33 protein-coding genes are annotated in these 26,114 nt (G+C 49.7%); 21 read left to right on the top strand and 12 right to left on the bottom strand.

The window, feature by feature from the left end; genetic code table 11:
* The first annotated feature begins 70 nt into the window (after nucleotides 1-70).
* On the top strand, nucleotides 71-619 hold the full coding sequence (locus JOE45_RS12815) for a hypothetical protein (protein WP_245246926.1): 549 nt from the start codon (nucleotides 71-73) through the stop codon (nucleotides 617-619).
* Nucleotides 620-744: 125 nt separating this feature from the next.
* Here JOE45_RS12815 and JOE45_RS12810 read toward each other — a convergent pair whose 3' ends face one another.
* A complete protein-coding gene (locus tag JOE45_RS12810; RefSeq protein ID WP_210019838.1) occupies nucleotides 745-903 on the bottom strand; it encodes a hypothetical protein in 159 nt (52 codons plus the stop codon).
* Nucleotides 904-1,079: 176 nt separating this feature from the next.
* On the opposite strand from JOE45_RS12810, the gene JOE45_RS12805 reads away from it, so the two are divergent.
* Nucleotides 1,080-1,409 carry an STAS domain-containing protein gene (locus tag JOE45_RS12805; RefSeq protein WP_210019839.1) on the top strand — a complete coding sequence of 110 codons (330 nt, stop codon included), beginning with the start codon at nucleotides 1,080-1,082 and terminating at the stop codon, nucleotides 1,407-1,409.
* Nucleotides 1,406-1,876: an ATP-binding protein gene (locus JOE45_RS12800; protein ID WP_210019840.1), complete on the top strand. Its 471-nt coding sequence runs from the start codon at nucleotides 1,406-1,408 to the stop codon at nucleotides 1,874-1,876. The genes JOE45_RS12805 and JOE45_RS12800 overlap by 4 nt, the downstream gene beginning before the upstream one ends.
* 220 nt (nucleotides 1,877-2,096) lie before the next feature.
* Here JOE45_RS12800 and JOE45_RS12795 read toward each other — a convergent pair whose 3' ends face one another.
* The 5 genes from JOE45_RS12795 to JOE45_RS12775 all read right to left on the bottom strand — a co-directional run bounded on the left by JOE45_RS12795 (nucleotide 2,097) and on the right by JOE45_RS12775 (nucleotide 7,420).
* The gene (locus JOE45_RS12795) at nucleotides 2,097-3,059 is read right to left on the bottom strand and encodes an ABC transporter permease (protein WP_210019841.1); all 963 of its coding nucleotides are present in this window, start codon (nucleotides 3,057-3,059) and stop codon (nucleotides 2,097-2,099) included.
* Nucleotides 3,060-3,064: 5 nt separating this feature from the next.
* Entirely contained in the window at nucleotides 3,065-4,141 is a 1,077-nt protein-coding gene (locus JOE45_RS12790; RefSeq protein WP_348632531.1) for an ABC transporter permease, read from the bottom strand.
* Nucleotides 4,134-5,699 (bottom strand): ABC transporter ATP-binding protein, encoded by a 1,566-nt coding sequence (locus JOE45_RS12785; protein ID WP_210019842.1) that lies wholly within the window; start codon nucleotides 5,697-5,699, stop codon nucleotides 4,134-4,136. Before JOE45_RS12785 ends, JOE45_RS12790 begins: the two co-directional genes overlap by 8 nt.
* Nucleotides 5,696-6,754, bottom strand: a complete 1,059-nt coding sequence (locus JOE45_RS12780; protein ID WP_210019843.1) for a BMP family lipoprotein — start codon at nucleotides 6,752-6,754, stop codon at nucleotides 5,696-5,698. The genes JOE45_RS12785 and JOE45_RS12780 overlap by 4 nt, the downstream gene beginning before the upstream one ends.
* Before the next feature lie 177 nt (nucleotides 6,755-6,931).
* The gene (locus JOE45_RS12775; RefSeq protein ID WP_461479697.1) at nucleotides 6,932-7,420 is read right to left on the bottom strand and encodes a Dps family protein; all 489 of its coding nucleotides are present in this window, start codon (nucleotides 7,418-7,420) and stop codon (nucleotides 6,932-6,934) included.
* 237 nt (nucleotides 7,421-7,657) lie between these two features.
* Here JOE45_RS12775 and JOE45_RS12770 point away from each other — a divergent pair, with 237 nt between their 5' ends.
* The 5 genes from JOE45_RS12770 (at nucleotide 7,658) to JOE45_RS12750 (ending at nucleotide 10,466) form a co-directional block, all read left to right on the top strand.
* A complete protein-coding gene (locus JOE45_RS12770) occupies nucleotides 7,658-8,119 on the top strand; it encodes a DUF948 domain-containing protein (protein WP_210019844.1) in 462 nt (153 codons plus the stop codon).
* 172 nt (nucleotides 8,120-8,291) lie between these two features.
* A complete protein-coding gene (locus JOE45_RS12765) occupies nucleotides 8,292-8,660 on the top strand; it encodes an STAS domain-containing protein (RefSeq protein ID WP_210019845.1) in 369 nt (122 codons plus the stop codon).
* 9 nt (nucleotides 8,661-8,669) lie between these two features.
* On the top strand, nucleotides 8,670-9,119 hold the full coding sequence (rsbW, locus tag JOE45_RS12760; RefSeq protein WP_210019846.1) for an anti-sigma B factor RsbW: 450 nt from the start codon (nucleotides 8,670-8,672) through the stop codon (nucleotides 9,117-9,119).
* On the top strand, nucleotides 9,116-9,898 hold the full coding sequence (locus tag JOE45_RS12755) for a sigma-70 family RNA polymerase sigma factor (protein ID WP_210019847.1): 783 nt from the start codon (nucleotides 9,116-9,118) through the stop codon (nucleotides 9,896-9,898). Before rsbW ends, JOE45_RS12755 begins: the two co-directional genes overlap by 4 nt.
* Nucleotides 9,899-10,181: 283 nt before the next feature.
* The gene (locus JOE45_RS12750) at nucleotides 10,182-10,466 is read left to right on the top strand and encodes a hypothetical protein (RefSeq protein WP_210019848.1); all 285 of its coding nucleotides are present in this window, start codon (nucleotides 10,182-10,184) and stop codon (nucleotides 10,464-10,466) included.
* A 235-nt stretch (nucleotides 10,467-10,701) separates the two neighbouring features.
* Here the strand turns inward: JOE45_RS12750 and JOE45_RS12745 are convergent, their stop codons facing one another.
* The 5 genes from JOE45_RS12745 to JOE45_RS12725 all read right to left on the bottom strand — a co-directional run bounded on the left by JOE45_RS12745 (nucleotide 10,702) and on the right by JOE45_RS12725 (nucleotide 14,846).
* Complete coding sequence (locus JOE45_RS12745; RefSeq protein ID WP_210019849.1) at nucleotides 10,702-11,163, bottom strand: YtxH domain-containing protein; 462 nt, start codon at nucleotides 11,161-11,163, stop codon at nucleotides 10,702-10,704.
* Nucleotides 11,164-11,226: 63 nt separating this feature from the next.
* Nucleotides 11,227-11,484 carry a GlsB/YeaQ/YmgE family stress response membrane protein gene (locus tag JOE45_RS12740; protein WP_210019850.1) on the bottom strand — a complete coding sequence of 86 codons (258 nt, stop codon included), beginning with the start codon at nucleotides 11,482-11,484 and terminating at the stop codon, nucleotides 11,227-11,229.
* 260 nt (nucleotides 11,485-11,744) lie between these two features.
* Nucleotides 11,745-12,626: a GAF domain-containing protein gene (locus tag JOE45_RS12735; RefSeq protein ID WP_210019851.1), complete on the bottom strand. Its 882-nt coding sequence runs from the start codon at nucleotides 12,624-12,626 to the stop codon at nucleotides 11,745-11,747.
* A gap of 363 nt (nucleotides 12,627-12,989) precedes the next feature.
* Nucleotides 12,990-13,670, bottom strand: coding sequence for a DUF2306 domain-containing protein (locus JOE45_RS12730; RefSeq protein ID WP_210019852.1), 681 nt, complete (start codon nucleotides 13,668-13,670; stop codon nucleotides 12,990-12,992).
* A gap of 207 nt (nucleotides 13,671-13,877) precedes the next feature.
* Nucleotides 13,878-14,846, bottom strand: coding sequence for a helix-turn-helix domain-containing protein (locus JOE45_RS12725; protein ID WP_461480192.1), 969 nt, complete (start codon nucleotides 14,844-14,846; stop codon nucleotides 13,878-13,880).
* Nucleotides 14,847-15,070: 224 nt separating this feature from the next.
* Between JOE45_RS12725 and JOE45_RS12720 the strand changes: the two genes are divergently transcribed.
* The 3 genes from JOE45_RS12720 to JOE45_RS12710 all read left to right on the top strand — a co-directional run bounded on the left by JOE45_RS12720 (nucleotide 15,071) and on the right by JOE45_RS12710 (nucleotide 17,406).
* Nucleotides 15,071-15,808 (top strand): ThuA domain-containing protein, encoded by a 738-nt coding sequence (locus JOE45_RS12720; protein ID WP_210019853.1) that lies wholly within the window; start codon nucleotides 15,071-15,073, stop codon nucleotides 15,806-15,808.
* A 372-nt stretch (nucleotides 15,809-16,180) separates the two neighbouring features.
* Nucleotides 16,181-17,227, top strand: a complete 1,047-nt coding sequence (gene gap, locus JOE45_RS12715; protein ID WP_210019854.1) for a type I glyceraldehyde-3-phosphate dehydrogenase — start codon at nucleotides 16,181-16,183, stop codon at nucleotides 17,225-17,227.
* Entirely contained in the window at nucleotides 17,206-17,406 is a 201-nt protein-coding gene (locus JOE45_RS12710) for a GapA-binding peptide SR1P (protein WP_348632530.1), read from the top strand. The genes gap and JOE45_RS12710 overlap by 22 nt, the downstream gene beginning before the upstream one ends.
* Before the next feature lie 258 nt (nucleotides 17,407-17,664).
* Here JOE45_RS12710 and JOE45_RS12705 read toward each other — a convergent pair whose 3' ends face one another.
* On the bottom strand, nucleotides 17,665-18,186 hold the full coding sequence (locus tag JOE45_RS12705) for a hypothetical protein (RefSeq protein WP_210019855.1): 522 nt from the start codon (nucleotides 18,184-18,186) through the stop codon (nucleotides 17,665-17,667).
* Between the two features lie 283 nt (nucleotides 18,187-18,469).
* Between JOE45_RS12705 and JOE45_RS12700 the strand changes: the two genes are divergently transcribed.
* From JOE45_RS12700 to JOE45_RS12655, 10 genes are all read left to right on the top strand, one after another.
* A complete protein-coding gene (locus tag JOE45_RS12700) occupies nucleotides 18,470-18,760 on the top strand; it encodes a YerC/YecD family TrpR-related protein (RefSeq protein WP_028549983.1) in 291 nt (96 codons plus the stop codon).
* 229 nt (nucleotides 18,761-18,989) lie between these two features.
* The gene (locus JOE45_RS12695; protein WP_210019856.1) at nucleotides 18,990-19,799 is read left to right on the top strand and encodes a sirohydrochlorin chelatase; all 810 of its coding nucleotides are present in this window, start codon (nucleotides 18,990-18,992) and stop codon (nucleotides 19,797-19,799) included.
* A 7-nt stretch (nucleotides 19,800-19,806) separates the two neighbouring features.
* The gene (locus JOE45_RS12690) at nucleotides 19,807-20,796 is read left to right on the top strand and encodes a diacylglycerol kinase (protein WP_210019857.1); all 990 of its coding nucleotides are present in this window, start codon (nucleotides 19,807-19,809) and stop codon (nucleotides 20,794-20,796) included.
* Between the two features lie 77 nt (nucleotides 20,797-20,873).
* Complete coding sequence (rlmD, locus tag JOE45_RS12685) at nucleotides 20,874-22,310, top strand: 23S rRNA (uracil(1939)-C(5))-methyltransferase RlmD (protein ID WP_210019858.1); 1,437 nt, start codon at nucleotides 20,874-20,876, stop codon at nucleotides 22,308-22,310.
* A gap of 25 nt (nucleotides 22,311-22,335) precedes the next feature.
* Nucleotides 22,336-22,512, top strand: a complete 177-nt coding sequence (locus tag JOE45_RS12680; protein WP_210019859.1) for a DUF3934 family protein — start codon at nucleotides 22,336-22,338, stop codon at nucleotides 22,510-22,512.
* Nucleotides 22,513-22,532: 20 nt separating this feature from the next.
* Entirely contained in the window at nucleotides 22,533-22,976 is a 444-nt protein-coding gene (locus JOE45_RS12675; protein ID WP_210019860.1) for a HEAT repeat domain-containing protein, read from the top strand.
* Nucleotides 22,977-23,029: 53 nt separating this feature from the next.
* Nucleotides 23,030-23,320 carry a hypothetical protein gene (locus tag JOE45_RS12670; RefSeq protein WP_210019861.1) on the top strand — a complete coding sequence of 97 codons (291 nt, stop codon included), beginning with the start codon at nucleotides 23,030-23,032 and terminating at the stop codon, nucleotides 23,318-23,320.
* A 1,029-nt stretch (nucleotides 23,321-24,349) separates the two neighbouring features.
* Nucleotides 24,350-25,033 carry a Fic family protein gene (locus tag JOE45_RS12665; RefSeq protein ID WP_210019862.1) on the top strand — a complete coding sequence of 228 codons (684 nt, stop codon included), beginning with the start codon at nucleotides 24,350-24,352 and terminating at the stop codon, nucleotides 25,031-25,033.
* Nucleotides 25,034-25,271: 238 nt separating this feature from the next.
* Entirely contained in the window at nucleotides 25,272-25,532 is a 261-nt protein-coding gene (locus JOE45_RS12660; RefSeq protein ID WP_210019863.1) for a hypothetical protein, read from the top strand.
* 48 nt (nucleotides 25,533-25,580) lie between these two features.
* Nucleotides 25,581-25,949 (top strand): helix-turn-helix domain-containing protein, encoded by a 369-nt coding sequence (locus JOE45_RS12655; protein ID WP_210019864.1) that lies wholly within the window; start codon nucleotides 25,581-25,583, stop codon nucleotides 25,947-25,949.
* Nucleotides 25,950-26,114 lie beyond the last annotated feature (165 nt).

The raw sequence follows: 26,114 nt of genomic DNA, 5'->3' as shown, positions 1-26,114 counted from the left end.
CCTGAACGTTACCGAGCCGACAGCCTTCGGAAACCTCAGCCGAATCTTATTCTATAAGCAGGTGAGCGCAATGAAAAGATGGTTTATGACTGGCACGTTGTTACTTGGCATCTACGGAGCTTCGTGGGGAACGGTATCGTACATGCCGTCAACATCGGACAAGCCCACCACCAACTTGGCACAGGTGGAAACGGCGATTGCGGAGAAACCGTTGGCGAAGGCTGCAGTGCAGGCTCCGTTCAAGCTCGAGAGAGCTAATGGAATTGCGGTTACAGATGATCTGAATACGCTTTATGAAATCAAAGGAAAGCCGCTGTCCATTGAACAAGATCCCTTGTTTAAACATGAGAGAATTCTTGTTTATGAAGACTGTAAAGTCGGTCTCTACGAACAATTTATTCAATACGTTGTAATTTTGCCCGAAACCGGCACATTCGAGCTGGACGGCAAGACGCTCCCGATGCAAACGGATCAGCTGAGAGAGGCGTTGGGCCAGCCTGATTGGGTAGCAGAGGATGGCTTGGTATACCGCAGCGGCAATAATGTATTGAAGCTGTTCATTCAACCAGGAACGGGGGAACTGACATCCGTACACTATTTCCACGCGATGAGCATATGATCGAATTGGACTTGAAGGCCCGCTCAGGCCTTTAAGTTTTTATTTTTTACAGAGGTATTTGATCATAAAAAAACGTACAGGCTTTGGCCATGTACGTTTGTTTCTGGGTGTAGTTATCTCGTTCATCAGAACATCGGAAATACGAACCGGACCAGGAAGTAAAGGAATCCGAAAAAGATGAGGATGTAGGCTGCATACTTAATGAAAGTGGAAGCGACCATCCCGGAATCCATCTTTTTCTCCACACTTCTCTTTTCGACATCAACGTTTTTCATTTGATCCATACCTTATCACTCCTTTAGGAATCAGAGTAGTTTCGGCGCCGTCATCCTTACCTTCCATTACCCGTCCCAAAACCAGATGAATCAACCTCATGAATGTCCGTGAAATATGGTTGGGAATCTGGTATTCTATTTTTAGATGAGTTCTATATACGACCAGAGGAGTGGATACGTTGAGGATGGATGCCAAAAAATTTCAAGTTGAGGTGCTGGCCAGTACTGAAGCGAATGTCCTTTTTCTATCGGGTGAGCTCGACCTTGGAACGGTGAACGAATTTCGTATGGCGGTGGAACCCTTGGCAGCAAACCACAGCGTGCCGCTTAAGGTGAATTTACGGGAATTAAGCTACATTGACAGCACGGGCATCGGAATTTTTGTTGCGGTATTGAAAATCAGGAAAGAGAAAGGAGGGGCGCTCATCATACAGGACGTACCCGCCAAAATCAAAAGGCTGTTCGATATGACCGGTCTATCCAAATTTCTGACTATAGAGAGTGAAGCCGTATGAAGGGGAGTGCAGGACTGTTAGAGAAGGAAGTCATACTGAGGGTACCCCTGCATCCCGATGAATTGGATACGGTTCGGCTAACGCTTTATGGAGTTGCGGTAAGGATGGGATTTACCTATGAATCGATTGAGGATTTGAAGGTGGCGGTTACGGAAGCGTGCAACCATATCCTGGTGCAGCATGGCCATAACGCCATCGGAGCTGCTTGTCTGCAGCTCGTGTTTACTATTCGCCCCCAAGAGCTCGTCGTTCATATCGATTCGGAGGGATTAGCTGTGAGCTTCGGAGAACAGACGGATTGGAAGGGGCCTGCAGAAGGTGATGCGGACAGCTTAAATGCACTTGAAAGCGCCCCGCTCGGGCTGTATCTGATGCAAGCGTTGGTAGACGAGGTAACCTTGGTGCCAGCCGAAGGAGAGGGTTCTGACCGGATCGTGCTGGTCAAGCAGTTGGAGCAAAACAGTTGAGAAGTATAAAAAGGTGCGGTGTTAAGTTCGGGTTTCCCGGCAGCGCGGCGCCTTTTTCGTTTAATTGCCGCGGACGTTCGAATCGAAGGCCAGCTCACAGCCGTCAGTTCAAGAAAAGCCCGCCGTATCTCCTGTGGCATCGGCAGGCTAGGGAGGAAGTCCGCTCGTACTGTAATCTGGTTGTCTGTATCTTGCTGATATTAGAGAGCTCTGGCAGGCTTCAGCGTTTGCCGGGATCGTAAGGCTCGCCGAGGGCAGCCGGCGGGTAAGCGCGCCCTACAGCGCCTGCGAGCACGAGAATGGTCAATATGTAGGGCAGCATATAGAGAAATTCCATCGGAATGGATTTGGCCCAATCGAACAGCTGGACAAAGTTTTTGATCGCTTGGGCGAAGCCGAAGAAGAGGGCTGCAGCCAAGGCGCCGAAGGGATGCCATTTGCCGAAAATCATAGCCGCCAGAGCAATGAAGCCTTGGCCGGATATGGTATTGTGCGAGAAGCTGCTGGTCGTCGTCAGTGTGATCGTCGCTCCTCCGAGTCCGGCCAGCGCCCCGCTGAGCAGCACGCAGATGTAGCGAATCCTCGAGACGTTCACGCCGAGCGTGTCTGCCGCGCCCGGGTGCTCGCCGACCGCGCGAAGCCGAAGCCCGAACGGAGTCTTGAACAACACGTACCATATGATGACAACCAGCACGAGGGCAAGGTATGTGGTTGGGTAAGCGTAGAACACGGCATAGCCCAGCAGCGGGATCGCCGAAAGCAGAGGGACGGCCACCTTGTGAAATACGGCGTTCAAGGTTTCTGTTTGGCCGGAGCCCGCGAACAACATTTTTACAAGGTACACCGTAAAACCGGCTGCGAGAAAGTTAATCACCACGCCGCTGACGACTTGATTGGCTTTGAAGGTGATGGACGCCACAGCATGGATGACAGAGACCAGCAAGCCAAAGACCAGCGCGCCGAGCAGGCCAAGCCAAGGCGCCAAGCTGTAGAAACCGGCTTGTTCGGTATAGTAGGCTGTCACTGCTGAAGCGAAAGCCCCCGAGACCATAAGCCCTTCCAACCCGATGTTGACGACTCCGGACCGTTCGGAAAATATACCGCCCATGGCTGTGAAGATCAGTGCTGTCGAAAAAACGAGTGTCGTATGCATCAATTCGCCGAGAATACGTAAGAAATCCATGCCGGTCAGGTCACCTCCCCGGTTTTGCGTTTGTCTCTCAGCGGCTTAAGCACGGAGCGGATCAAGCCGTGTGAAGCAACGAAGAAGATAACCGTTCCGATAATGACGCGAACAATTTCCGGCGGCACATCGGCACCGAAACTCATTCCCGCTGAGCCGTATGTCAGCGTCCCGAATAACGCGGCTGCCAGAACGACGCCGAGCGGATGGTTACCGCCGAGCAGCGCCACCGCAATGCCGTCGAAGCCGTAGCCCGGGGAAGCAGCTGCTATCACTTGATAGTGGAAGACGCCGAGAATTTCGAAAACGCCGGCAAGCCCTGCGAACATACCGCCGATGAACATCGCTTTGACGATGTTCGCATTCACGCTCATGCCGGCGTATTCCGCGGCATAAGGACTGTGGCCGACGGCGCGCAGCTCGTAGCCTTGACGGGTCTTCCACAGAATGATATAGAATGCCACGGCGGCCAGAATAACGATCAGGATGCCCCAATGAAGCCGGGCATTGCCGAATATTTCGCTCAAGGCGCGCAGGCTGACCATTGCCGATTCCCGGATCAGATGAGAGCGCTGTTGACCGGGCTGCAGTAAATACCGGCTTATGATATAGTTGGCGAGATACAGAGCGATCCAGTTCAGCATAATCGTGGTGATCACTTCGTTAACCCCGCGCTTCGCTTTCAAATATCCCGCTATCCCTCCCCATAGTCCTCCAAGCACAGCTCCCGCGAGGATGGCGAGCGGCGCATGCAGCCAGAAAGGCAGGTCCAGCTTAACACCTACCAAGGTCGCGCCTGTCATCCCCATGATGAATTGACCTTCACCGCCAATGTTGAACAGACCGGTACGAAAAGCAAAGGCCACAGACAATCCTGTGAAAATAAGCGGCGTAATTTCGCGGACGGTTTCACCGATGCTGTATGGGTCGCCTATGACTTTTTCGACTAGTGAAGTGTAAGCAGTGATAGGATTGTAGCCCCCGGTGAGCATAATCAATGCGCCGACGAGCAGTCCGAGGACAATCGCAACAAGGGGGACAAGAGCTGAATCTTTGGTCATGATACGGATGACATTAGCCACCATCTTCACCTCCGGAAGATGGGGAGGACGCCGCTCCGACGGCTGATCTGCCGGAGCCGGACATCATGAGACCGAGCTCCCTGTCGGATGTCTCTTCAGGATCAACCTCGCCGACGATGCGGCCTTCATAGATGACTGCGATGCGGTCGGATAAGGCGAGAATTTCATCCAGCTCCAGTGAAATAAGCAGCACGGCTTTGCCTTGATCACGCTGCTCCAGCAGCCGCTTGTGGATGAATTCGATCGCCCCGACATCCAGCCCGCGCGTAGGCTGAGCTGCAATCAGCAGCTCCGGGTCCTGATCCACCTCCCGGGCAATGATAGCCTTTTGCTGATTGCCTCCCGACAGCGCTCGAGCCGGCGTATGCGTGTCCGGCGTTCGTACGTCGAACTCTGCAATTAAGCGCTGCGCTTGTTTATCGATCGCCCCGTAGTCGAGAAAGCCTCCGCGATTATAGGCGGAGGTGTAGTACGTCTTCAGAACCATATTTTCACTCATGGAGAAATCAAGCACCAGCCCCCGTTTGTGACGATCTTCCGGGATATGCGCAACGCCGCTTTCCGAAATCTGCCGGGGGGATTTATTCGCGATATTGCTGCCATGGAGCAGAATTCGGCCGCTGTCCACGGTGCGAAGCCCAGATAGCGCCTCGATCAGCTCGCTTTGTCCGTTACCGTCCACACCGGCGAGTCCGAGAATTTCACCGGTGCGAACCTCCAGGGAAAGTCCGCTGAGCACAGGCAGACCGTTCGAGCCTGTCGCCGTCACATTCTGCACGGAGAGCACCGGGGCACCCGGAGCCGAAGGCTTCTTATCCGGCCGGAAAGAAACCTGACGGCCGACCATTTTGGCGGCTAACTCGTCCGGATTGGTCTCCTTCACGGTGAGCGTATCCATGACTTTGCCTCGACGTATGACCGTCACGCGGTCTGCGATCGTCATAATCTCCTTCAGCTTATGCGTAATGAGAATGATCGATTTGTTCTCCGCCACAAGCCTGCGCATGATGTCCATCAGCTCTTGGATCTCCTGCGGCGTCAGTACGGCCGTCGGCTCGTCGAAGATCAAGATGTCGGCTCCGCGGTACAGCGTCTTCACAATTTCCACACGCTGCTGCATGCCGACGGAGATATCCTGAACACGTGCCCGGGGATCGACGCGAAAGCCGTATCGCTCTGATAGCCTCGCAACCTCCTGTTCTGCCTCACGATAGTGGATCCTGAGACGCTGCCTCGGTTCAAGGCCGAGGATAATGTTTTCCGTTACGGTAAAAGGCTGTACGAGCTTGAAGTGCTGGTGTACCATACCCAGACCGAGGCGGATCGCCGTCTTAGGATTAGCGATGGTCACGCGCTCCCCGTTTACAGCAATATTGCCCTCATCGGGCTGATAGAGCCCGAACAAAATGTTCATCAGCGTTGATTTTCCGGCTCCGTTCTCTCCAAGCAGTGCGAGAATCTCCCCTTGACGCAGCGTAAGGCTGATGTCATCGTTAGCTACAATGCCAGGAAAACGTTTGGTGATACCACGCATCTCCACTTTGATGGGATTGCTCATGTTTCCGGTACCTTGATTTCCCCGCTCACGATTTTTTGCTTGTACTCGTCCACCCTCTTCAGCACATCCTCCGGCACGTTCTTGCTCGACGTTTCCGGCAGGCCGACGCCATCATCCTTGAGCCCGAGTACGATTGTTTTGCCGCCTTCAAATGTGCCGCCGATCAGATCGTTGGATACTTGATATACGGCCTGATCGACACGTTTGACCATGGAGGTTAACGTAACGTCATCTCCGAATACAATGGACTGGTCCTGGTCTACGCCGATGACCCATACCTTCTGGCCGTTTTTTACCCGGTCCTTGGCCTCGTTGAACACACCATTGCCGGTTGCGCCCGAGGCATGGAAGATGATATCCGCTCCGTCATTATAGATGGTGGCTGCAGCCGCTTTACCCAGATCTGGCTTGTCGAACACGCCAGTATAGTTAATCGTCACCTTGGCGCTCGGATTCACGGCCCCTACACCCGCTTTGAAACCTGCTTCGAAGCGCTTGATTACAGGAAGCTCCATACCGCCGACAAAACCGACCTTGTTCGTTTTGGTCATCAGCCCGGCCACTACGCCGACCAAGTAGGAGCCCTCATTCTCTGAGAACGTCACGGATATAACATTCGGGGCGTCCACAGTATTGTCAATGATGGCCAGGTGAGCGTTCGGATTTTGTACTGCTACGGTTTTCATGGCATCTCCGATGATGGCCCCGATTCCCCATGTCAGGCTATAGTTGTTCTTGACCATCTGATTCAGGTTCGGAATAAAATCGGCGTCGCTTTTGCTTTGTAAATATTTGACCTTGGCGCCGGTATCCTTCTCCAGCTTCTGCAGCCCTGTCCACGCGCTCTGGTTAAAAGAATTGTCGTTCACACCTCCTACATCCGTGACCATGCCGATATTGACATTTCCGCCTGCTTGCGTACCGCCGCCGGCAGCAGGGGCGTTCCCCGTCGTGCCGCCATCATTGGCGGGTGCCGGATTTTGTCCGCATCCTGCGAGAGTCAGCATGGTAGTCAAAATGCCGATAAAGCAAAGAGATATCCATTTTTTTTTCATATTGATTTATCCTCCTCGAATGGATTCCATTGGGTATCATTCCAGCAGAGGATAGTATTCACCAAGTTTTGTTTCCTTATGACATTTTCCGGAGAAGAGGTCACAAAAAAACCGTACTCCAGCGCAGGTCGCCGAAGTACGGTCTATCTTCAAGTTGCATTAGAAGCACTCATTATTTTATTTACCTAAATGCGCCTTCATCATCCATACGTGCTTCTGCAGCTTAGTACGGAGTTCGTTCAGCATATCGTGGGTACCTTCGTCTTCTTCCTTCTCCGCGACTTCCATGGCTTGACCGGTTTCCTCGATCAGCAGCGAGAAATCGTCACACAGGCTTTGTACCATGTCATCCGCCGATTTGAGCGGAGCGTGCTCTTTCACGGACGCCAGTTCCGTAATCTCCTTGGTCGTGGATACAGGGGTGCCTCCTAAGGCAAGCAGCCTCTCAGCGAGCTCATCCATTGTTAGCGCAGCTTCATTATATAGCTCCTCGAATTTGGCGTGGAGCGGATAAAAATTCGGTCCTTTCACGAACCAATGATGTTGGTGAATCTTTATATCAAGAACCGCCCAGTTGGCAACCTGTTGATTGATCAGAGCCTGCAGGTCCTTGCCTTTTTTTTCTTGTTTCGTTTCCTTTGCTTCTCTTTCCATTACCTTAGCCATAGATCATACCTCCTGGATTCGTATATTCGGTTTCGTACGGACAGCCTGGTTTTTTCGTTCGAACTGCCTCCGGAACGGCAAAACCCGGTTGCCCGTGCCTGCCTGTCTATCCTTAACCTTAGGCCCGTGATTTGAAACAAGCAGATCCTTAAGGCGCGCAACGTTTCAAGCAGGCAGTGAAAGGGTAAAAAAGTACAATCAACCATTAAATATGAATGAGAGAGGGATGAATGCCATATGGATAACATGATTATTACAATTAGTGTAGCGGTTGCTGCTGGGGCTTTTGTTGCTTTGGTTATTTTTATTATTATGACGCTTCGCTCCGTGTCGGAGCTGCTGGTCCAGACGAATACAACGATTCAAGAGATTCAAGGGCAAATCCAGGGCATCAGCACTGAAGCTGCCGAGCTGCTGCGTCATACGAACGAGGTGACGATGGATGTGCGCAATAAGCTGCATTCGATCGACCCGGTTGTTTACTCCGTGAAGAATATTGGCGATGCTGTTCAGGAGGTGACGTCTTCCTTGAAGCAGGCTTCAGCTACCGTAGCCGATCAGATTGATATGAAGGTGGCCAAAGATAACCCGCGGGGCAGCGATGCTGTCGTTCGAATCATGCAGGCACTGCCTGTTGTGCTCGATTTATGGAACTCATTCCGAAACCGAAAGAAGAAGCTGTCGCCCCAGGAGGGCTAGCTTTTAACTCATTATTGAGCGGGACAACTCCTATATCAGGAGTTTTTCTTTTTGAAATGGGTCAACAAGCTGTTTCAAAGGGTTGGATCGAGGGTAAGTACATTCAGATAAACAGGTTGCCGCTTGGAATTGGTGACGATGACAAGCTACAGCCGAGGGAGGATTTTCATAGATGAATAGGCCGCAATCGTTTCAGGTAGATATACAAAAAACTGAGAAAGCGAACACCGTTTATTTACAAGGGGAGCTTGACCTATCCAAGGTGGCTGAGCTGCGCACTGCGCTGGACTCTTTTATCGCGGATACCAATCGAAGGCTGGTGTTGAACCTAAAACAGCTGCAATATATTGACAGTACCGGTATTGGTGTGATTGTATCGGTATTAAAAGCGCGTAACGTCCTTGAAGCGCCTTTCACGGTAGACGACATTCCGCCGAAAATTCAAAGATTATTCGATTTAACGGGGATCACTCCGTTCCTGCATGCGGATGAAGCGGGCGAGGCATCAACGGGCAAGACCATAAACGATTTGAAAGGATAGGAGCGACGTATGAAACTTGAAGCCCATGTTGTTTCTTTGACACTTCCTGCTGAGGCTGAATACATAGATTTGGTGCGCTTGACGCTTTACGGGATTAGCTCCAAGCTTGGATTTAGCTACGAAGAAATTGAGGATATGAAGGTGGCGGTAGCGGAAGCTTGCAATAATGCAGTAGTGCATGCTTACGATCCGGGTATCTCTGGACAGATGGAGGTGAGTTTTGAACGCATTGAGGACGGACTGCGGATAATTATCAAGGATCATGGTCCAAGCTTCGACTTTAATGAAAAAGTAAGTCGAGCCGGGTCGCTGCATGAAAAAACGCTGAATGAAATCAACGTGGGCGGACTTGGCATTTATTTAATGCAGGCGCTAATGGACGAGGTAGAAGTGATTACCGGCGTCGGCACCGAGGTCATACTGACCAAGCGAGTCTCCAGGAGCGAGGAAATGGTATGAGAATGAATTCGGAGCGATTTGCAAACACGAGCGCTGAGGAGCTCATCATAATCTATCAACAAACCGGATGTAACGAGACGGCAACGGTCCTGCTTCAGGAGTACGAGCCTATGGTCAAGATGGCAGCAGGCAAAATGTCACGCAATCGCCCCGATCTGTTTGAAGACCTGTTCCAAGTGGGGCAAATGTCCGTGCTTAAGCTGCTGAAGCAGTTTGACTTATCAATGGGCGTTCAATTTGAGGCTTATATGATGAAGAGCGTGATCGGGCATATGAAAAATTATTTGCGCGATAAATCGTGGTACGTTCAAGTGCCTAGGCGTATTAAGGAAAAAGGAAATCAAATCCAGCAGGTGATCGACAGGCTTACCGTTCGACTTGAGCGTTCGCCTAACGTGGACGAAATCGCTTCGGAGATGGAGTTGTCGGTGGAGGAGACAATTGAAATTCTCGCTGGCCGCGATTACTATCACTACGTATCGCTGGATACTCCTTTATCGAGTGATGATAGCGGCTCCACGATCGGAGATGTCATCGGCAGCCCGAGCGACGCCTACGCGCGAGTGGAAACTCGGCTCGCTCTGCAAGAAGCGCTTGTGCGTCTGAAGCCGGAGGAGCAAAAGGTGCTGCAGCTCGCTTATGTGGAAGGCCAATCGCAGCGCACCATCGCGACGCAGCTGGGCGTCTCGCAGATGAGCGTCTCCCGCATCCAAAAGCGCGCACTGGATAAATTAAAGAACTACTTTGAAGAGACTGACAGCGGAAGGCAGAATGCATGAACGCGCCCATCTAACAGGGACGCGTTCTTTTGTTTGTGCAAGCTGACCGGCATGGGAGGCTTGAAGTGCGTACGAGTGGCAGCTAGCGGCCTCTAAACCGTAAAGCGTGCCGCACCGGTCCTTCAGTGACTTTAACGACACAGCGTGCGGCTAAAGATTTACGTACATAGGAAAGTATATCGTGGACATCGTTCTCGTTCGTCGATGGTTCATTCCCACCTGTAGGGGGTAATAACAACTAAGCAAAACAACAATTAACCTAAATCAAAAGGCGGTGGATGTCATGACAGTGAAGCATAAAATCAAATGTAACGGAAGTGAAGTATTGGTTCGCGAGGCAGAGGATAAAACATATCAACTGTCGATTCAAGCAACGAACAATCCACTGGGATTCGGAAATGTACTGGAAACGTTTTCAGATATAGAAACCGCAATAAAAGGAGCGGAGCTGTTTTGCAAGCTTTTGGCGGAAAAGAAAGAGGACGGTTATCATTTGGAGAACGATGAATTCGTCAAAGCGGACTGTGAGAATATTCCGGTAGCGGGATTCTTGCGCGAACGAATGTAGGAGGAAGACTGGAAGGAGCTCATGAGCCGGGGATAATCTCCCCGGTTTTTCTTTTGGATTACGTTCTGCCGGTTCGGTTGCTCTTCCTGCACGTATCTGAAGAAGGATCGTACGAGGCTCCAGAGCCGTTACGATCCAACAACAGTAATAAGGAAATGTACAAAGCAATCTCTATACGCAAGCACAAAATAAAAGGCCGACTTCCACGAGGGAGTCGGCCTTAAGCTTCTCTTTATTAATGGTTTGTGTTGGTAGAGGTTTTAACGGTTTGATCCGCTTGATCCAGCGTTTGGTGAGACGCGCCCGACGCCTTGTCCAACGCCTTATGCGCTTTGGACGCCGCTTCGCCGAGAATCTCTTGAGAGGAGCTGGAAGCACGGTCCAAAGCTTGATGTGACGCTTCCGCTACGCGTTCGGTCACATCATGGGCTTTGTCAACCAACTGAGAGCTCTGTTCTTGAACCCGCTTTGCGGTTTCGGCCGCTTTGTCCTTGCAGGTTGCCATGAACTCAGCGCCTTTGGTTTGCACCGTGTTCATCACATCCATAAGGTCACTTCGCAGCTCGCGTCCGGACTTCGGGGCCATGATCAAGGCGATGATAGCGCCAGCAGCGGCACCAATCACCGTTCCAAGCAGAACATTGTTGCTGCTTCCCGTGTCCGTATTCATTTCCCTATTCGTATTTACAGTTGTCATGATTTCTCACTCCTCTGATCAAATGAAATATAAGTGGCCGCTCGGAGGCGGCCTAAGTTCGCTTTAAGCAGTGCGATTGAAGCCTCGAGCTAACAGTCCAAGCAGGAAGACGAACAACGCTGCACCTATGATGGCAGGTAAGATGGCAAACCCGCCGATGACAGGACCCCAAGAACCGAGCAGTAGAGTACCGATCCAAGCCCCGACAAATCCGGCGATCATTGCCCCGATAATTCCTCCTGGCATCGCTCCTGGTGCAATGGCCGAACCAATTGCTCCAATAATTATGGCCATAACAATCGTGATGATTAAGCTTAACATCTTCTTCACGCTCCCTTTGTAGGTTTGTCTTGCTTGCTTCTTCTTACCCTGGACAAACTGAAGTGAAACTCGCAAACTATTTTTCCGGATGAGGGAACCTTTCCTTTTATTCTTCGTCCCACTCATCGTGAGGTGAACCCGGGTACCTATTGGCTGCGGCTAATCATGTAATCAACGTCAGGGGTCTGAACACAAAAAAAAGAGGCAGGCTAACATTCTCTACCTGTAGAGAGTTAGCCTGCCTCTTTTTTTTTGTGTTATTAGGCTTGAAAAGCTGCATTTACATTTCGGATTTTCTTTCGAAACCTGATTTCGTATTTTTTAGTGGTATCGGTCGTGATAATTTCATCCATCACTTTTTTCATCGTATCCATGCCTTGTATTTCATGCAATGTTTCTTGGATGAATATATCAGGAAAATCATAATGAATGACAAACACGAGTTGATTTTCATGAATATTCCAATAGACAACAAATGGTTTTTTATAGTACAACCACAGATTGGTGCATATTTCTTCCGTGGCTCTTTCAAAGAGTTCAGCCTCTTCTCCTGACATGGCCATTCTGCTGGCTACTGTGTTTGAAAGTGAGGCGGCTTTTTTTGCGGAAGCTATACTTATAATCTTTTCACTGCGGCTCGATATGCCATCGGCAAGGTTTTTCTTGCGAAGTTCAAGCTCTGCCGCAACCCAATTGCTCAGGTTATTGAGAATCACCTGCTGCTCGAAGCTGAATTCCCGCGGGTTACTATCAATAATGCAAAGGGACCCTAGTATATTTCCTTGCTTGGTAACGATCGGAGCGCCTGCATAAAAAAGCAGGTTATACTCTTCAACGAGCGGGTTTTTGGAGAACCATGGATGAGTACGTGCATCGTTAACCACGACGATGTTTTTAGTGGCCACAACGTATTGGCAAAAAGATAATTTTCTTTCCGTTGAGCGTGATGGTTCCAAGTCTTCAGGCAAACCAATGCATGATTTAAACCATTGGCGATCATCGGTCACGAATGATATTAAACATGTGGGCACATGAAATATTTTGCTCACGGTATAAGTAATACGATCAAAGGCTTCCTCGAAATCGGTATCTACAATTTGCAAATCCTTCATTTCCTGAAGACGATTTGCTTCATCCTCCATCGAAGAAAAAACGAGTCCATCGTGATTGGATATCATTGACTTGTGTGAAGCTCCTCTCGGACAACATGGGAATGACTGAAAATCCCAAGGTTATGAATAGTTCTAGTATAGAATACTAGGTTTTTTTTGTAACCGCAAAAACATTGCGATCCCCCCGCAAAAAACGTGCGTGCTTTTGCAGCCGACGATCCGGAGTGGCTCCTCATTTTTGCGTTTTCACGTAAATCATTTTCGCTACCTGGAGCTATGTTCTGCTATTTGAATAGATTCCCATGGAGTTTGCCGGCGGCTACCTCTCAAAGTCTGGCACAATCAGCGGAAGATCTGAACGTATCGGTTTCGGTCTTTAAAATCACTGAAACCTTATTTTGCAAATGTTTTGCGGTAATGAATATTCATGGCGATAATGACCGGTACGAGTACAAGGGTCGGCACGAACCACACGATCGGAGATACGGAGCTGAGGTTCAGCAAACGCGGCGCCCCGAAGACGGTAAACGCGGTGATGGTTGCGATGCAGCAGCCCATCATACCGCTGATATGCTCAAACCACCAATGCATCCGCTGCTTCGGGCGACGCAGCCAGTAGGCGAGCTGAGTCGAACCGAGGAAGATGCCGACGATCGGAAAATAAGCAAGTAGAGGAAAGCCTAAATAAAAACCATATGCGCTGATTCCGATGCCGGACAATAACAAAAGGGCGGGGAGCGCAATCTCGAGCGGATGCCGGTGGGCATCTGCTCTCCGTTTGAAGCGAAGCACCCGAAGTCCGTACCATGCGGTAGCCGCACTGAGGATGGCGATGAAGATTAAGAACCAGGCGAACGAGATCGATTCCGTATTCCGCTCCGGATCGAAGACGATGCGCCAAACCCCCATATACGAAGCGCTCACTGCCACTGTTCCCATTGCGCCGACATAAATCCAGCCGAACCGGACGTGCGCCTTACCGCCTTTGGGAGTAACGATCGGGACCCAAAAAATAGCCAGCGCCGTAAAGCCGGCCAGCACGTGCAGGAATTTAACTATGGTGAATAATAGCATGGTGAAGTCACTCCGTTTCTTAAACCCATATGGATAAATTTAGTATACAACAATCGAAAAAGAGCGTCATGTAAAAGTAGTCGATTGGAAAAGAAAATGTCCCGAATACAAAACGTGACGAAGCTGATTGGGAGACAAAACCCGATATTTTAGCCAATAAAAAAAGATCGGCCCTTGGGAACCGATCTTTTTTTATATCCAGCTGGGTTATGTCTGGGCTTGCATTGTGCTCCCGCCGAGGCCGGCACCGCCGCGCATGCGCTGCTTGAACTCCTTCGGAGAGCAGTGGTTATGGCGCTTGAACAGCTTGTAGAACTGTGCCATATTCGGGATGCCGACCTCGAAGCCAACCTCCATGATGCTGAGATCGCGGGTCAGCAGCAAGCGCTCGGCCTTTTTGACGCGCTTGTAGTTGACGTAATCGACGAATGACAGACCCATCGCCTTCTTGAAATATTTGATGAAATAATGGTAGCTCAGATTCAGCAGGCTGCAAACATCCTCCACGGCGATCTTCTCGCCAAGATGACGGTCAACGTAATCGAGCGCCGGCCGCAGACGCATCAGCTCGCTTTCATCAGAGCCGCGAAGCATGCCGCGGGTGTCGCTGCGCATCATCAAGAGCATCAGCCGCTTGATGGCCGAGCTGATGGCCATTTCGTATCCCCGCTGCCGGGTCTGCGATTCATCGAAGATGTCCGTTATGAAGGAGAACGTCTCCCGTCGGGCGGCTTCATTCTCCTGGAAGATATAATTCATCGTCCCCAGCGGCTGCGTCAGCTCTGAGAAGCAGTGTAAATAAGGCATCGTGCTCTGATCGAAGTGCTGGGACAAATCGACCTGGAATACGACATAACGAAGCTCCTCAGCGCTGTTCTTATGCGTGCGATGCAGCTGCGAAGAGCCGAGCAGCAGTACGTCTCCAGGACCGAGGAGGTAGTAGTCGTGTTTGGTTTGAATGCCGAGATGCCCTTCCGTCACGGCAAGAAACTCGACCTCTTTATGATAATGCCAAGGCCACGTCTCGGGTATGCCGAAAAAAGGGGATCCGACGTGAATCTCCCATATTTTTAAGAACAGCAGAGGGTTCTGGTATATGACCTCTTCGTTAATCGCATCGATATTTATGGCTTCCCTGCTCATTGTTTCCCTATTCAGTTCGACGGCAGCTTCCATAGGACAGAATGCGCACCTCACTTTTTCCATACATTGGATAAACCATTTTTGAATAGCTGTGGACTTATATCTCTAAGCCTCATCAGCATTCAGTATAGCACGAAACGAGGCATGATGGCACTTTTGCATAAGGATGAAACAAGATTGAGCATATCTTTTGAGCCATTGAATCACTATACTAGGTAGTAATGAAACACACTAAGCTTTGGGGGGGGGACACCACCATGAGTCAAAAGCTGAAAGTTACCGTTTGGAACGAATTCCGTCATGAATTAGAGAACGAAGAAGTACGCGCCATCTATCCGGAGGGCATTCATAAAGCAATCGGCGAAGGTCTGGGAACGGATGTTGAAATCTCCTTCGCGACGTTGGATGAGCCGGAGCACGGCTTAACCGAGGAGAGGCTGAACCACACAGATGTCCTCATTTGGTGGGGACACAAAGCGCACGACGATGTCCAAGACGCCATTGTCGATCGCGTCCATCAGCGGGTGCTGCACGGTATGGGGCTGATTGTACTGCACTCGGGTCATTTCTCGAAGGTGTTCAAAAAGCTGATGGGCACCTCCTGCGATCTCAAGTGGCGCGAGGCCGGCGAGAAAGAGCGCATTTGGGTCGTTTCTCCGGGACATCCGATCGTGGAAGGCATCGGAGAATATTTTGAGCTGCCGGAAGAGGAAATGTACGGCGAGCACTTCGATATTCCGCAACCTGAAGAGCTGATCCTGATGAGCTGGTTCGAAGGCGGCGAAGTATTCCGCAGCGGCTGCACGTACTCCCGCGGCCAAGGCAAAATCTTCTACTTCCGTCCGGGTCACGAAACGTATCCGACCTATTACAACGAGCAGGTGCGCCGCGTGATCCGCAACGGCGTGCAGTGGGCCGCCCCGACGACCCGCGAATATCCAAAATACGGCAACCATAAGCCTTTGGAGACGATCAAAGAAAAGAGCAAGGTATAATACACCAAATGGAGAGTCCGGGGGAAATGTTGTGTACTACATCTCCCTCAATAAGGAATTGAAGCCTCATATATCAACTCGTTATAAAGTCTTGCCCGTTAGCGAGCATCCACTGGATGTTCCTGACGGGCTTTTTGCTTTGTATCCCTGTTAGGACACGGGCGGATGCTTATGGAATACGAGAGATTAATGAAACATACTGATGGAGTATTGGTCTAAAAGTATGTTCTTTTTCTTGATCAATGTGTGCGATTATAAGGATTTCGTTGTGTCATATAGTCATGGTGAATTTATATATTGTGTATTATATAATTATATGGTATATATTATATACAGGAAGTAAAAACCACAAATCGCACTGGAGGGAATGGCATGGCAGGGACGTTAGGCGTTAGTGGGGTGGGACGTATCGGCAGGCTATTGATCAGACGCGCTTTTGAGCGAAGTGAAGACGGGATGGGACTGAGAGCGATCAATTCCGCGTATCCGGCCGGTACCATTGCTCATCTGTTAAAATACGACACTGTACATGGAACGTGGAAAGCGGATGTGCGTGAGGAAGGCGACGAACTGATCATTAACGGACGCCGCATACGAATCGTGTCTGAACGCGACCCTGAAGCGATTCCTTGGAAAGATCTTGGTGTAGATATTGCTATAGATGCAACAGGCAAGTTCAACGACAAAGAGGGCGCAACGAAGCATTTGAACGCCGGCGCGCGCAAAGTCATTATCACCGCACCGGGCAAACGGATGGACTTGACGGTTGTTATGGGAGTCAACGACGATAAGTATGATGCCGAGAAACATACGCTGCTGTCCGCCGCATCCTGCACGACCAACTGTGTGGCTCCCGTACTGCATGTGCTGGATTCAGCGTTTCAGGTGAAGAGTGGCTGGATGACGACGGTTCATTCATATACGAACGACCAGAAGCATATGGATAATCCGCATAGTGATTTACGTCGGGCTCGCGCCTGCACGCAATCGATCATCCCCACCAGTACGGGTGTTGGCAAAGCGCTTGTCGATGTGCTTCCGCACTTGGCGCCGCTCGTCAACGGTATTGCTGTTCGGGTCCCGACACCGGATGTGTCGCTCGTCGATCTCACCGTACAAGTGAATCGCCCGGTTGATATCCATGAGGTACAACAGGCCTTCATCAAAGCGGCTGAAGGACCGATGGGGCCGATTCTGGGATACAGCGACGAACCGCTTGTCTCCACCGATTTCATCGGATGCGATAAGTCCGCCGTCATCGACGGGCAATCGATCATGACGGCATCAGATCAAATTAAAGTGCTCGCTTGGTACGATAATGAATGGGGCTATGCGAGCCGGGTTATGGATTTGGCTTCTACTGTTTCTGAATCTATGAATAAGGAGCGTGTTGAATCGTGGAAAGAAGCTTTAGTGTAAACGAACTGCATCTCGGAACGATTCTTTGTAAGCATTGCCAACAAATCATAGGAACGCAGGAAACTCGTAAAGTTACGGTGTATTATAGTGAATGTCAATCCGACAATTGTGTAAGCCAGGGGCTATCATCTACCGCTTCACAGCCCATTACGCCTACAGTGAAAGCTGCAATTATATAATTCTACGGGCTGTTATTCATGCCGGAAGGGAGCACTTCTCCCCCAGCGTGCATGACGGCTTTTATTTGTATAGCCTCATGATTTTGAAGCAATAGGCAGTTCGATGCAATCGGTCTGCCCGCATGGGTTCCAACCTCCTGTCTAACCTTTTTTTATTCTACCCACCTCACTCCTTTGTTGTTAAAATAGTAGTTGGAGTGTCATAGAAAAAAGACCGGATGGCCGTGTACATGCACGGTGAACCATCCGGTCTTTTTTCTATCTGCGGGTACGCCTTTGGCCGCGTACGGAGCCTTTGCGCTTGCGCCGTCTTCTACGGCCTGGAGAGACGAGGCCTTCGCTGGCATCGTCTGATTTCTTTTTCCCAAAGGCGCCCATCAGCAGCTTGAGCATTGGAGCCATCTGATTGACGCTCTGCACCATCTTTTGCATTTTGCCGAAGGTATCTACAATCCCTTCTACGCCGCCAAGACGGTCCACAATACCTTTCAGCTGGCCGATGTTAATACCGCTGCCGGTGCTTGCCGCACTACTGCCTCCCCCGCCAAACAATGTAGAGAGGCCGCCCCCTGATCCAGAGGCGGGCTCTGGGGTAATAGGTGACTGAACGGGAAACTGGCTTTGGCCTAGCCCAGGGTAACCTGTATAATCTGGATAGGTGCCGGGATAACCGGCGCCCTGCGCAAGGCTTCTCGTGTGTACGGGATGGGATGGGCGATGCGACTTATGCATATGGGGGATTATACCCCGGTTTCCAATTACTTGTCTTTGGTAACTCATGGCTTCACAACCCTCTTTGTTCATAGTAATGTCGCACAATTCGTCTGGCCGGACTTTTACCTATCGTCGGTTTCCTAGTATACTGTATGTAATAGGCGAATGGTTGGATTGGACTCCTGTCATGGTCCTGATGATTTTTGCCTATCGACAGTTTAGTCCACTACCGCATAAAAATAGTAACGTTTTGCTAATCTAAAGGGAGGATATCGTTCCCTGTACGTCGAATACAAGAAATAAGAGTCCACAGGAATCGAAGCAGAACATCAAGGGGTTGAATAAAGCAATGCAATTGAAAAAATTAAACGATAAAGCGATCGACCAACTATTCGAGGCGGTTTTGACACTTAAGGATATAGAAGAATGCTATGTGTTTTTTGACGATTTGTGTACGGTGAACGAGATTCAATCACTATCCCAACGGCTTGAAGTAGCGCGAATGCTGCGCAAAGGCAACACGTATAATCAGATCGAAGCGGAAACCGGAGCCAGCACGGCGACCATCTCCCGGGTGAAGCGATGCCTCAATTACGGCAATGACGGTTACAAAATGACGCTGGAGCGGCTTGGGCGTTAATTCGAGGGGGACCCCTCCAATATCTCGAACTCATCTGGGTTGACGAGCGGAAAAGCTTAAACTATCGGTACGGAGAATAGGCTCCAAGTTGAACGAATGAGCGCACGAATCCTTCTCGCCCGGTGGGCCCGAGCAGGATTTTTCTTGTTAATGAAAGATGCGTATGGATCGGTAATCGTGCATAGCGACGGCGGAGTGCGCGTATCTTTTTGGCAAGGAGGGATAGGGTTTGGTAAAATACGGGATATTAGTCATAAGCCACGGTTCCCGGAGCGGGGACTGGGTTCGGCTTGTCGATGAAGCGGTTGAGGCTGTCCGCGTGCCGGAAGGCGTACCGGTATACTCTTCCTTTCTTGAAATCGTGGAAGGGCGGCTCATTCAGGACGGCATCACGCATCTGGAGTCGCTCGGCGTTACGGACATTATCGTGGTTCCGCTGTTCGTATCCTCCGGCAGTACGCATATCGATGAGATCAGCTATGCGCTCGGGGTTAAGGACAAGCCGCTGCTGCCGACGGACTTGGAGCCGTTCGCGATTCGCGCGCGGATCCATTTTACATCGCCTATCGATGATGATCCGATTATTGCGGATATCATTTATGCTAAAATCAAAGCATTATCACGTGACCCGCAAAAGGAAATTCTGCTGCTTGTCGGGCACGGGAGTATCGAGAAAGGGTTTCATCTGCTTTGGCGCAGAGGGATGGAGAAGCTGGCGATGCGGCTTCAGGCGCTGGGAGGTTTCGATGAAGCGGAAGTGGCGATGCTGCTCCCGGACCAAATTTCACGCAAAATGAAATGGTGGCTAGACCGCAAGCCTGAGCATACGGTGATTGTAGCGCCGCTTTTTCTAAGCGCGGGCTATTTTACCGGGGAGGTCATTCCGGAACGCTTGAGCGGATACGAGTACAGATACAACGGGGAAGCGCTGCTGCCGCATCCGGGGATTTCGCGATGGATCGAGCGTCAGGTAGAGCCTTATATACATGGTATTGCAGTGGAAATCATGACACGGTTTGATTCTGAAGTGAACAGGTGAGAGAGAAATGACGGGACAGACCAAACGGGCAAGGCTGATCTATAATCCTTCCTCCGGCCGTGAGGAAATGAAGAAGCGGCTTCCAGAGATTCTTCAGCGATTGGAGCGGGGGGGACTGGAGACCAGCACCCATGCGACAACGGGACAAGGCGATGCTACGCTGGCGGCCGCCGATGCGGTTAAACGGGGATTTGATATCATCATCGCGGCAGGCGGGGACGGCACGCTGTATGAGGTCATCAATGGGATGGCGGAGAAGGACTACCGGCCTCAGCTCGGGATATTGCCTCTGGGGACGACGAACGATTTTGCCCGGGCGCTGAACATTCCGCGCAGCTGGGATGGCGCGGTGGATGTTATCCTGCGCCAGTACACGCGCGTCATCGATGTGGGCAAGGTGAACCAGCGATATTTCATCAATATTGCCGGCGGCGGATCCCTGACGGAGCTGACCTACGAAGTACCGAGCAAACTGAAGACAATGATCGGCCAGCTGGCCTATTATATGAAAGGGCTCGAGAAGCTGCCGCGGCTGCGGCCGATCGAGCTGTACATCAAGACCGCGGAGGTCGAGCTGCACGAGGAAGTGATGCTGTTCCTCATCTCCAACAGCAACTCGGTCGGCGGGTTTGAGCGCCTGGCGCCGGACGCTTCGCTCAACGATGGCTTGTTCGATGTGCTGATCCTGCGCAAGTGCAACCTTGCGGAGTTCATCCGCGTCGTCTCCTTGGCGCTGCGCGGCGAGCATATCGCCGATCCGAACGTCATTTATTTGCAGACGCGGCAAATTCAAGTCACGTCACCCGATTATGTGCAGATGAACCTCGACGGGGAATTTGGCGGCACACTGCCGTGTGTGTTTACGAATCTGACACAGCACCTGCACATCTTCGTGGACGAGACGGGCCAGTCCACCTATAAGACGCACCCGCTGCAAATTAAGCTACCTTGGAAGCAAAAGCCTGAAGCAGATGGGCATAAAGAGGAAGAACATTAATCACTCGGCGGAAGCCAGCGCTGGTTAGAGCAGCTTACGGCATGAACGATAGAAGAAACGAATCTGTGAGGTTGAACATGACAAGGAAGAGAACACAACGCTTGGAACGGGAGCAGTCTCCTGTAGATGTGCCGGTGGAAAAGAACGGAGAATACATCGCCGACGTGGTCGGCATCGGGCACGACGGGGAAGGGGTAGGCCGTGTGGACGGCTTTACCCTTTTTATTCATGGCGCCCTGCCGGGTGAGAAGGTTCGGGTCAAGGTGCTGAAGGTTAAGAAGCAGTACGGCTACGCCAAGCTGCTTGAGATCCTGGAGGCGAGCCCCGACCGCATCGACGCGCCGTGTCCAATCTACAAGCAGTGCGGCGGCTGCCAGCTCCAGCATTTGAGCTACGAGGCGCAGATGCGGTGGAAGCGGCAGCTGGTCATCGATAACCTGACGCGGATCGGCAAGCTGCAGGTCGGCGGGGAGCAGGAAGAGGGTGTGGTGATCAAGCCCACCCTCGGCATGTCCGACCCGTGGCGCTACCGCAACAAAGCGCAGGTGCCTATCGGCTTAGCCAGCATGGAGGGAGGCCTAGTCGGAGGCTTCTACGCCCAAGGAAGCCATCGCATCATCGACATGGAGGCTTGTCTCATTCAGCACGAGAACAATGATACGGTGGTCGCCAACGTCAAACGCATTGCCCGCCAGCTCGGCATCCGTCCCTACGACGAGGAGAGCGGCAAAGGCCTGCTGCGGCATGTTATCGCCCGCTACGGCTTCAATACGGGCGAGATCATGGTCGTCCTGGTGACGAACGGCAAGGATATCAGCCGCGCGGACGAGCTCGTCGGCTTGATCCGCGAAGAGATCCCGGGTGTTCGCAGTATTTGTCAGAATGTGAATGTAGATCGGACAAACGTGATTTTCGGTGATGTGACGAAGGTGCTATGGGGCAACGATGTGATTTATGATACTATAGGAGATATACGTTTTGCCATCTCCGCCCGCTCGTTCTACCAAGTCAACCCGGTACAGACGGAAGTGCTGTACGGGAAAGCACTGGAGTACGCGCAGCTAAGCGGTGAGGAAGTCGTAATCGATGCGTACTGCGGCATCGGCACGATTTCGCTTTTCCTGGCGCAGCGCGCGGGCAAGGTATATGGCGTCGAGATCGTCCCCGAGGCGATCGAGGATGCGCGGCGCAATGCGCTGCTGAACGGCGTGCGGAATGCGGTCTTTGAGGTGGGCGCGGCGGAAGAGGTTATCCCCGCGTGGAAGCAGCAGGGCGTGACGCCCGACGTCATCGTCGTCGACCCGCCGCGCAAAGGCTGCGACGCCGCGCTGCTGGAGACGATCGTTGCGATGCAGCCGGAGCGAGTGGTGTACGTGTCGTGCAATCCGTCGACGCTAGCACGCGACTTACGCGTGTTGGAGGATGGAGGGTACCGTACGGTGGAAGTGCAGCCGGTGGATATGTTTCCGCACACGGTGCACGTAGAGTGCTGTGTGCTGCTAGTTAGAAGTTAAGTACAAATCATAATGGAGTGATGATTTGAGTAAAGCTAAGGGCAAAGGCGGAACAGGCAGGGGAACAGACAAAAAGGGCTGGAACCGATGGCAAGCTAGTGCCAACAGAGCAAAAAGTGCACCGAAACCTTATAAAAGCAAGGGCACTAAAAATCAGGATAGCGCTGGTGCTTCCAGTAATCATAAAGGCGACAAATCATAAATAGAACAGGATGTGATCATTTGGATAAAAGTGAAGTGAATAATGAATTGCCTTCAAATTATGAACAATTAAAAATATCTGCGAATCGAACGTCCAATTGGAGAGAACGTTTAGATGCTGTGGAAGAGTTAGGTCAGTGGAAAAACAAACAAACCATCGATGTACTAACGCATAGAATGAATAACGATGCCGTGTCTAAAGTTCAAGAGGCTGCTTTCCGTAAGCTCAAAGAATTTGGCGAAGATATTCAGCTGCCGCCAAGGAAAAAAGGCGAATTGATTAAAGGAGTTACTAAAATCCTGGTAAGAATTAAGAAAAGCTTGCCGGAAGGTCATTCCTTTGAAGAATTTAAAGAGAAATTAAAAAAGATGAGACTCGATGTATATGATACCTACGAAGGTGAAAAGGGCGCTGACTTTGATCAGTGGCTTGAAAACACATGGGCTTCGCTATCGAGAAGGTAGGCTGGAATGGATAAAATAATTTTAGGGGTGATTTTCTGAGAAAGCAAAAACCAATGCCATTTGACGAACTGCTGAAGGAATTACAAGGCCAGAAAACGATTCAAGAAGATCCAAATCATATTTCATTAGACAAGTTGTTTAATGAATCGTTCATGAGTAAGCATTCCAGCTTTAAGAGTTTTGGAGAGTTTTTAGAGAAAGGCAACTTTCAAGCGGATACACATGAAGAGATCAATAACATTCCTGATGAGCTCTTTGATCGACATGTTGCAAGAGAGACGGATTTCACTGATTGGAAATCCATGCTGGATACAGCGACTAAGGAATATACCGGTAAATCATGAGCATAGGAATGAAGCTGAGTTAAGGTTGCTGATTTGGGTGACCTTGGCTTAGGCTGTAATTAGGTGGTTACATTATTTGCTCGGTGCATGGGGAATGCTGTGTTATGTTGCTGTTAATCTTGATATAACATTTACATTCCAAGAGCAGAAATTGCCGCTATTGTTCAGAGACTCCTTCTGAAGTCTGAGTGTTGATTAATCGTCACACCTTGCAATTCTAAGGATATTCTTCAAGCGATCAATGCTTGGAGGATAATGTAAAAAGCACTCAAAGTCATCTCAAAGCCTAAATAGTCGTACTAAAGCCTAAAAAGTCATGTTACGAGCCGAGCGAAATTCAGGGATCCACTCCTGTTTTTCCTCGGCTCATTTCTCTTCTTCATAAGGGTCGCAAGACCCGAAACCCCTTGATAAATCTGGCTTTCCTCCGATTTTTTCTCCGATTATCTTTAGCCCTATACCCAGTCTTTCCCTGTTTTTCTCCCTGCTCTTAGTTCGACTTTAATTGCTTTTTTGACTCCGATTTTCTCGGTCGTAGCCCCTGTTTTTCCCCTATTTGTAGTACGACTTTAATTGCTCGAAGGGATTGGGGATAGGTACGAGGGAGGGCGGGAAAAGCCTTGTGGCTGTAAGGCGGAGCGGCGGTTGGGCAAAGGTGACATGCGTGATACGACTATTTAGGACTTTGACATAGTAGGGAATTCAAAAGTGGTTTTGGAGGCTTAGCGAGTCTGTTTGCATTGGGGTAAGGGAATAGGATTATTCTGTAAACATGAATCTTTAGATTAATTGCCCACATGAGCAGAGCATTAACCCTCGAAACCCTTGTAGACCCAAGCCATTTCCCAACCTAAATCATTTTCAGGAGTTTCCTCCCTCTGCTTTCCCTGTCCTCCGTTAAACTGTTACAGATTTGCGTATTACTTTTCATCGAATCATTCGTCAGTTATTAAAGCTGATGTAACTTGCCTTTGTGACAGTATGGGAAGCAAGGTATAATGGATTCGAAATTTAGGTAAGGAGGATTGAATGATGCATCTTCCAAAAGATTATTTGGATGATCTTTTAGTTCGAATGACATATCATTCTTCTGCAATCGAGAATAATACCATAACGCTTAGTGAAACCATTTCCATCCTACTTCATCGTACAATTCCTGGCAAAGTAACTGTGCGTGAATTTTTTGAAATTGAAAACCATCGGATGGCTTTCTACTATATTGTCGAACATATTGATCAAGAGCTTACGATCACTATGATCCACGATGTTCATTCCCTTCTAATGGATCGGCTTCATCATGAGCGAGGACAATTCAAGTCACAGGAAAATGTGATTGTAGGGGCGGGCTTTCAAACAGTTTCTCCCAAGGAAACGCCTGCCCTCATGTACCAGTGGATTTTAAATCTTAACGATCAGATTCAACGAGCAATATCAACTGACGATATCATTCTTTCGATCTGTTCCAGTCATATAGAATTCGAAAGAATCCATCCGTTTGCGGATGGAAATGGTCGAACAGGACGATTGCTTATGATGCATCTTTTGTTGCGTAATCAAGTTCTGCCACTTGTGATTTTAAGTGATGATAAGAATGAATACATTCAGTTTCTTGAAAAGCAAGATGCAAAAGGATTTTCGGCGTACGCTTTAGCAACTATGGAGAAGGAGCAACAACGATATCAAGCATTTATGAACTCACTTCCAAGAGGGTAACCAAAACTGGACATTAAAGCAGGGTTCTCCGTTTTCTTTCTCGATTGTTCTCCCTAATCAATAATCATGCATGTTTCGTTTATCCAGTTACATTCCTAACTCCATCCAAATTGACAAATAAATCCCTATATATAACAATGGTATAGGGTTGCTTCGCCCCTTATCTCAAAAAGAGTAATCCGTCAACTTGCCAGGGTTGGGGCGGATTACTTCTCTTATTTTATAGGGGGAGTTAAGCGTGGAGATCACTCAAAACGATCTGGACGGATTCTATAAAGCTGTTGATATTCTTGATTCAAATTTGGAACCGACAGAGGCTTCTGTCTTATTAAAGGTCTTTTACTATTACATGAAAAAGGCTTCTTCAACATCAAGTTTCCATTTACCACAAAGCATTCTTGAAAGGCTTGAACAAAGCAATTACTCGGAAGATGATCCAGAGATTTACGAGGAACTCAGTAGAATATGGAGGATTATAGCGGCAATTGCACAGGAATAGTAATAGGTTGGTCAGAGATGTTTAGAGATGGGGACGGGGGTGTCATGTATGGCATTTACTTATTACGAGCATCAAGAAGCCATAGCCAAGAAATTAATTGCACTTATGCGTCAAAGGGGTTGCTCAAGGTTATCGTTGTCTATACTATCAGGGATTCTTCGACCAGCGATTGATCAACTCTTGAATGGTGGCAATAGTAATGTTATAAGGTACAATTCGCAAATTCTACAGATAAATCAGGCGTTCGACTTACCTGCTGATTATTTTCTAAAGAATGAGTGTTCATCTGCTCTTCATGTTCTTACATTACGCACTCCTGAAGCACAAGATTTATTGGACGGTTTGGACAATATTTTAGATATCTATTCGATGTACTTAGTAGGAAGTAGCGACTATTATCAAGACGACGAGAAGTAGTCAAATGAATGTTCGGAGATTCTGTGACTAAGTGTTTCTACGGCGAGTGGGTACGACAACAGCTATTCATCTGATATTAGTCGATTATTGAGAACAATTGAAATAAAGATCGAAGGGATAAAGAGTTAAGATCAAAAGGAGAGTGTGCTAAGATGCAATCTATAA

This window comes from Paenibacillus sp. PvR098, from assembly GCF_017833255.1.
Classification (GTDB): domain Bacteria; phylum Bacillota; class Bacilli; order Paenibacillales; family NBRC-103111; genus Paenibacillus_G.
Note: the sequence above shows the minus strand (reverse complement) of the source record. Positions and strands in the feature narration are given on the sequence as shown.

Excerpts from the sequence above, each read along its gene's own strand:
- JOE45_RS12690 (WP_210019857.1), top strand. The coding sequence starts at position 19,807 with ATGACGGGACAGACCAAACGGGCAAGGCTGATCTATAATCCTTCCTCC.
- JOE45_RS12745 (WP_210019849.1), bottom strand. The coding sequence starts at position 11,163 with ATGACAACTGTAAATACGAATAGGGAAATGAATACGGACACGGGAAGC.
- JOE45_RS12755 (WP_210019847.1), top strand. The coding sequence starts at position 9,116 with ATGAGAATGAATTCGGAGCGATTTGCAAACACGAGCGCTGAGGAGCTC.
- JOE45_RS12720 (WP_210019853.1), top strand. The coding sequence starts at position 15,071 with ATGAGTCAAAAGCTGAAAGTTACCGTTTGGAACGAATTCCGTCATGAA.
- JOE45_RS12670 (WP_210019861.1), top strand. The coding sequence starts at position 23,030 with ATGCCATTTGACGAACTGCTGAAGGAATTACAAGGCCAGAAAACGATT.
- JOE45_RS12785 (WP_210019842.1), bottom strand. The coding sequence starts at position 5,699 with ATGAGCAATCCCATCAAAGTGGAGATGCGTGGTATCACCAAACGTTTT.
- JOE45_RS12700 (WP_028549983.1), top strand. The coding sequence starts at position 18,470 with ATGCAATTGAAAAAATTAAACGATAAAGCGATCGACCAACTATTCGAG.
- JOE45_RS12795 (WP_210019841.1), bottom strand. The coding sequence starts at position 3,059 with ATGGATTTCTTACGTATTCTCGGCGAATTGATGCATACGACACTCGTT.
- JOE45_RS12805 (WP_210019839.1), top strand. The coding sequence starts at position 1,080 with ATGGATGCCAAAAAATTTCAAGTTGAGGTGCTGGCCAGTACTGAAGCG.
- JOE45_RS12740 (WP_210019850.1), bottom strand. The coding sequence starts at position 11,484 with ATGTTAAGCTTAATCATCACGATTGTTATGGCCATAATTATTGGAGCA.
- JOE45_RS12800 (WP_210019840.1), top strand. The coding sequence starts at position 1,406 with ATGAAGGGGAGTGCAGGACTGTTAGAGAAGGAAGTCATACTGAGGGTA.
- JOE45_RS12770 (WP_210019844.1), top strand. The coding sequence starts at position 7,658 with ATGGATAACATGATTATTACAATTAGTGTAGCGGTTGCTGCTGGGGCT.
- JOE45_RS12705 (WP_210019855.1), bottom strand. The coding sequence starts at position 18,186 with ATGAGTTACCAAAGACAAGTAATTGGAAACCGGGGTATAATCCCCCAT.
- JOE45_RS12775 (WP_461479697.1), bottom strand. The coding sequence starts at position 7,420 with ATGGCTAAGGTAATGGAAAGAGAAGCAAAGGAAACGAAACAAGAAAAA.
- JOE45_RS12780 (WP_210019843.1), bottom strand. The coding sequence starts at position 6,754 with ATGAAAAAAAAATGGATATCTCTTTGCTTTATCGGCATTTTGACTACC.
- JOE45_RS12810 (WP_210019838.1), bottom strand. The coding sequence starts at position 903 with ATGGATCAAATGAAAAACGTTGATGTCGAAAAGAGAAGTGTGGAGAAA.
- rlmD (WP_210019858.1), top strand. The coding sequence starts at position 20,874 with ATGACAAGGAAGAGAACACAACGCTTGGAACGGGAGCAGTCTCCTGTA.
- JOE45_RS12765 (WP_210019845.1), top strand. The coding sequence starts at position 8,292 with ATGAATAGGCCGCAATCGTTTCAGGTAGATATACAAAAAACTGAGAAA.
- JOE45_RS12730 (WP_210019852.1), bottom strand. The coding sequence starts at position 13,670 with ATGCTATTATTCACCATAGTTAAATTCCTGCACGTGCTGGCCGGCTTT.
- JOE45_RS12735 (WP_210019851.1), bottom strand. The coding sequence starts at position 12,626 with ATGGAGGATGAAGCAAATCGTCTTCAGGAAATGAAGGATTTGCAAATT.
- gap (WP_210019854.1), top strand. The coding sequence starts at position 16,181 with ATGGCAGGGACGTTAGGCGTTAGTGGGGTGGGACGTATCGGCAGGCTA.
- JOE45_RS12725 (WP_461480192.1), bottom strand. The coding sequence starts at position 14,846 with ATGGAAGCTGCCGTCGAACTGAATAGGGAAACAATGAGCAGGGAAGCC.
- JOE45_RS12750 (WP_210019848.1), top strand. The coding sequence starts at position 10,182 with ATGACAGTGAAGCATAAAATCAAATGTAACGGAAGTGAAGTATTGGTT.
- rsbW (WP_210019846.1), top strand. The coding sequence starts at position 8,670 with ATGAAACTTGAAGCCCATGTTGTTTCTTTGACACTTCCTGCTGAGGCT.
- JOE45_RS12655 (WP_210019864.1), top strand. The coding sequence starts at position 25,581 with ATGGCATTTACTTATTACGAGCATCAAGAAGCCATAGCCAAGAAATTA.
- JOE45_RS12815 (WP_245246926.1), top strand. The coding sequence starts at position 71 with ATGAAAAGATGGTTTATGACTGGCACGTTGTTACTTGGCATCTACGGA.
- JOE45_RS12665 (WP_210019862.1), top strand. The coding sequence starts at position 24,350 with ATGATGCATCTTCCAAAAGATTATTTGGATGATCTTTTAGTTCGAATG.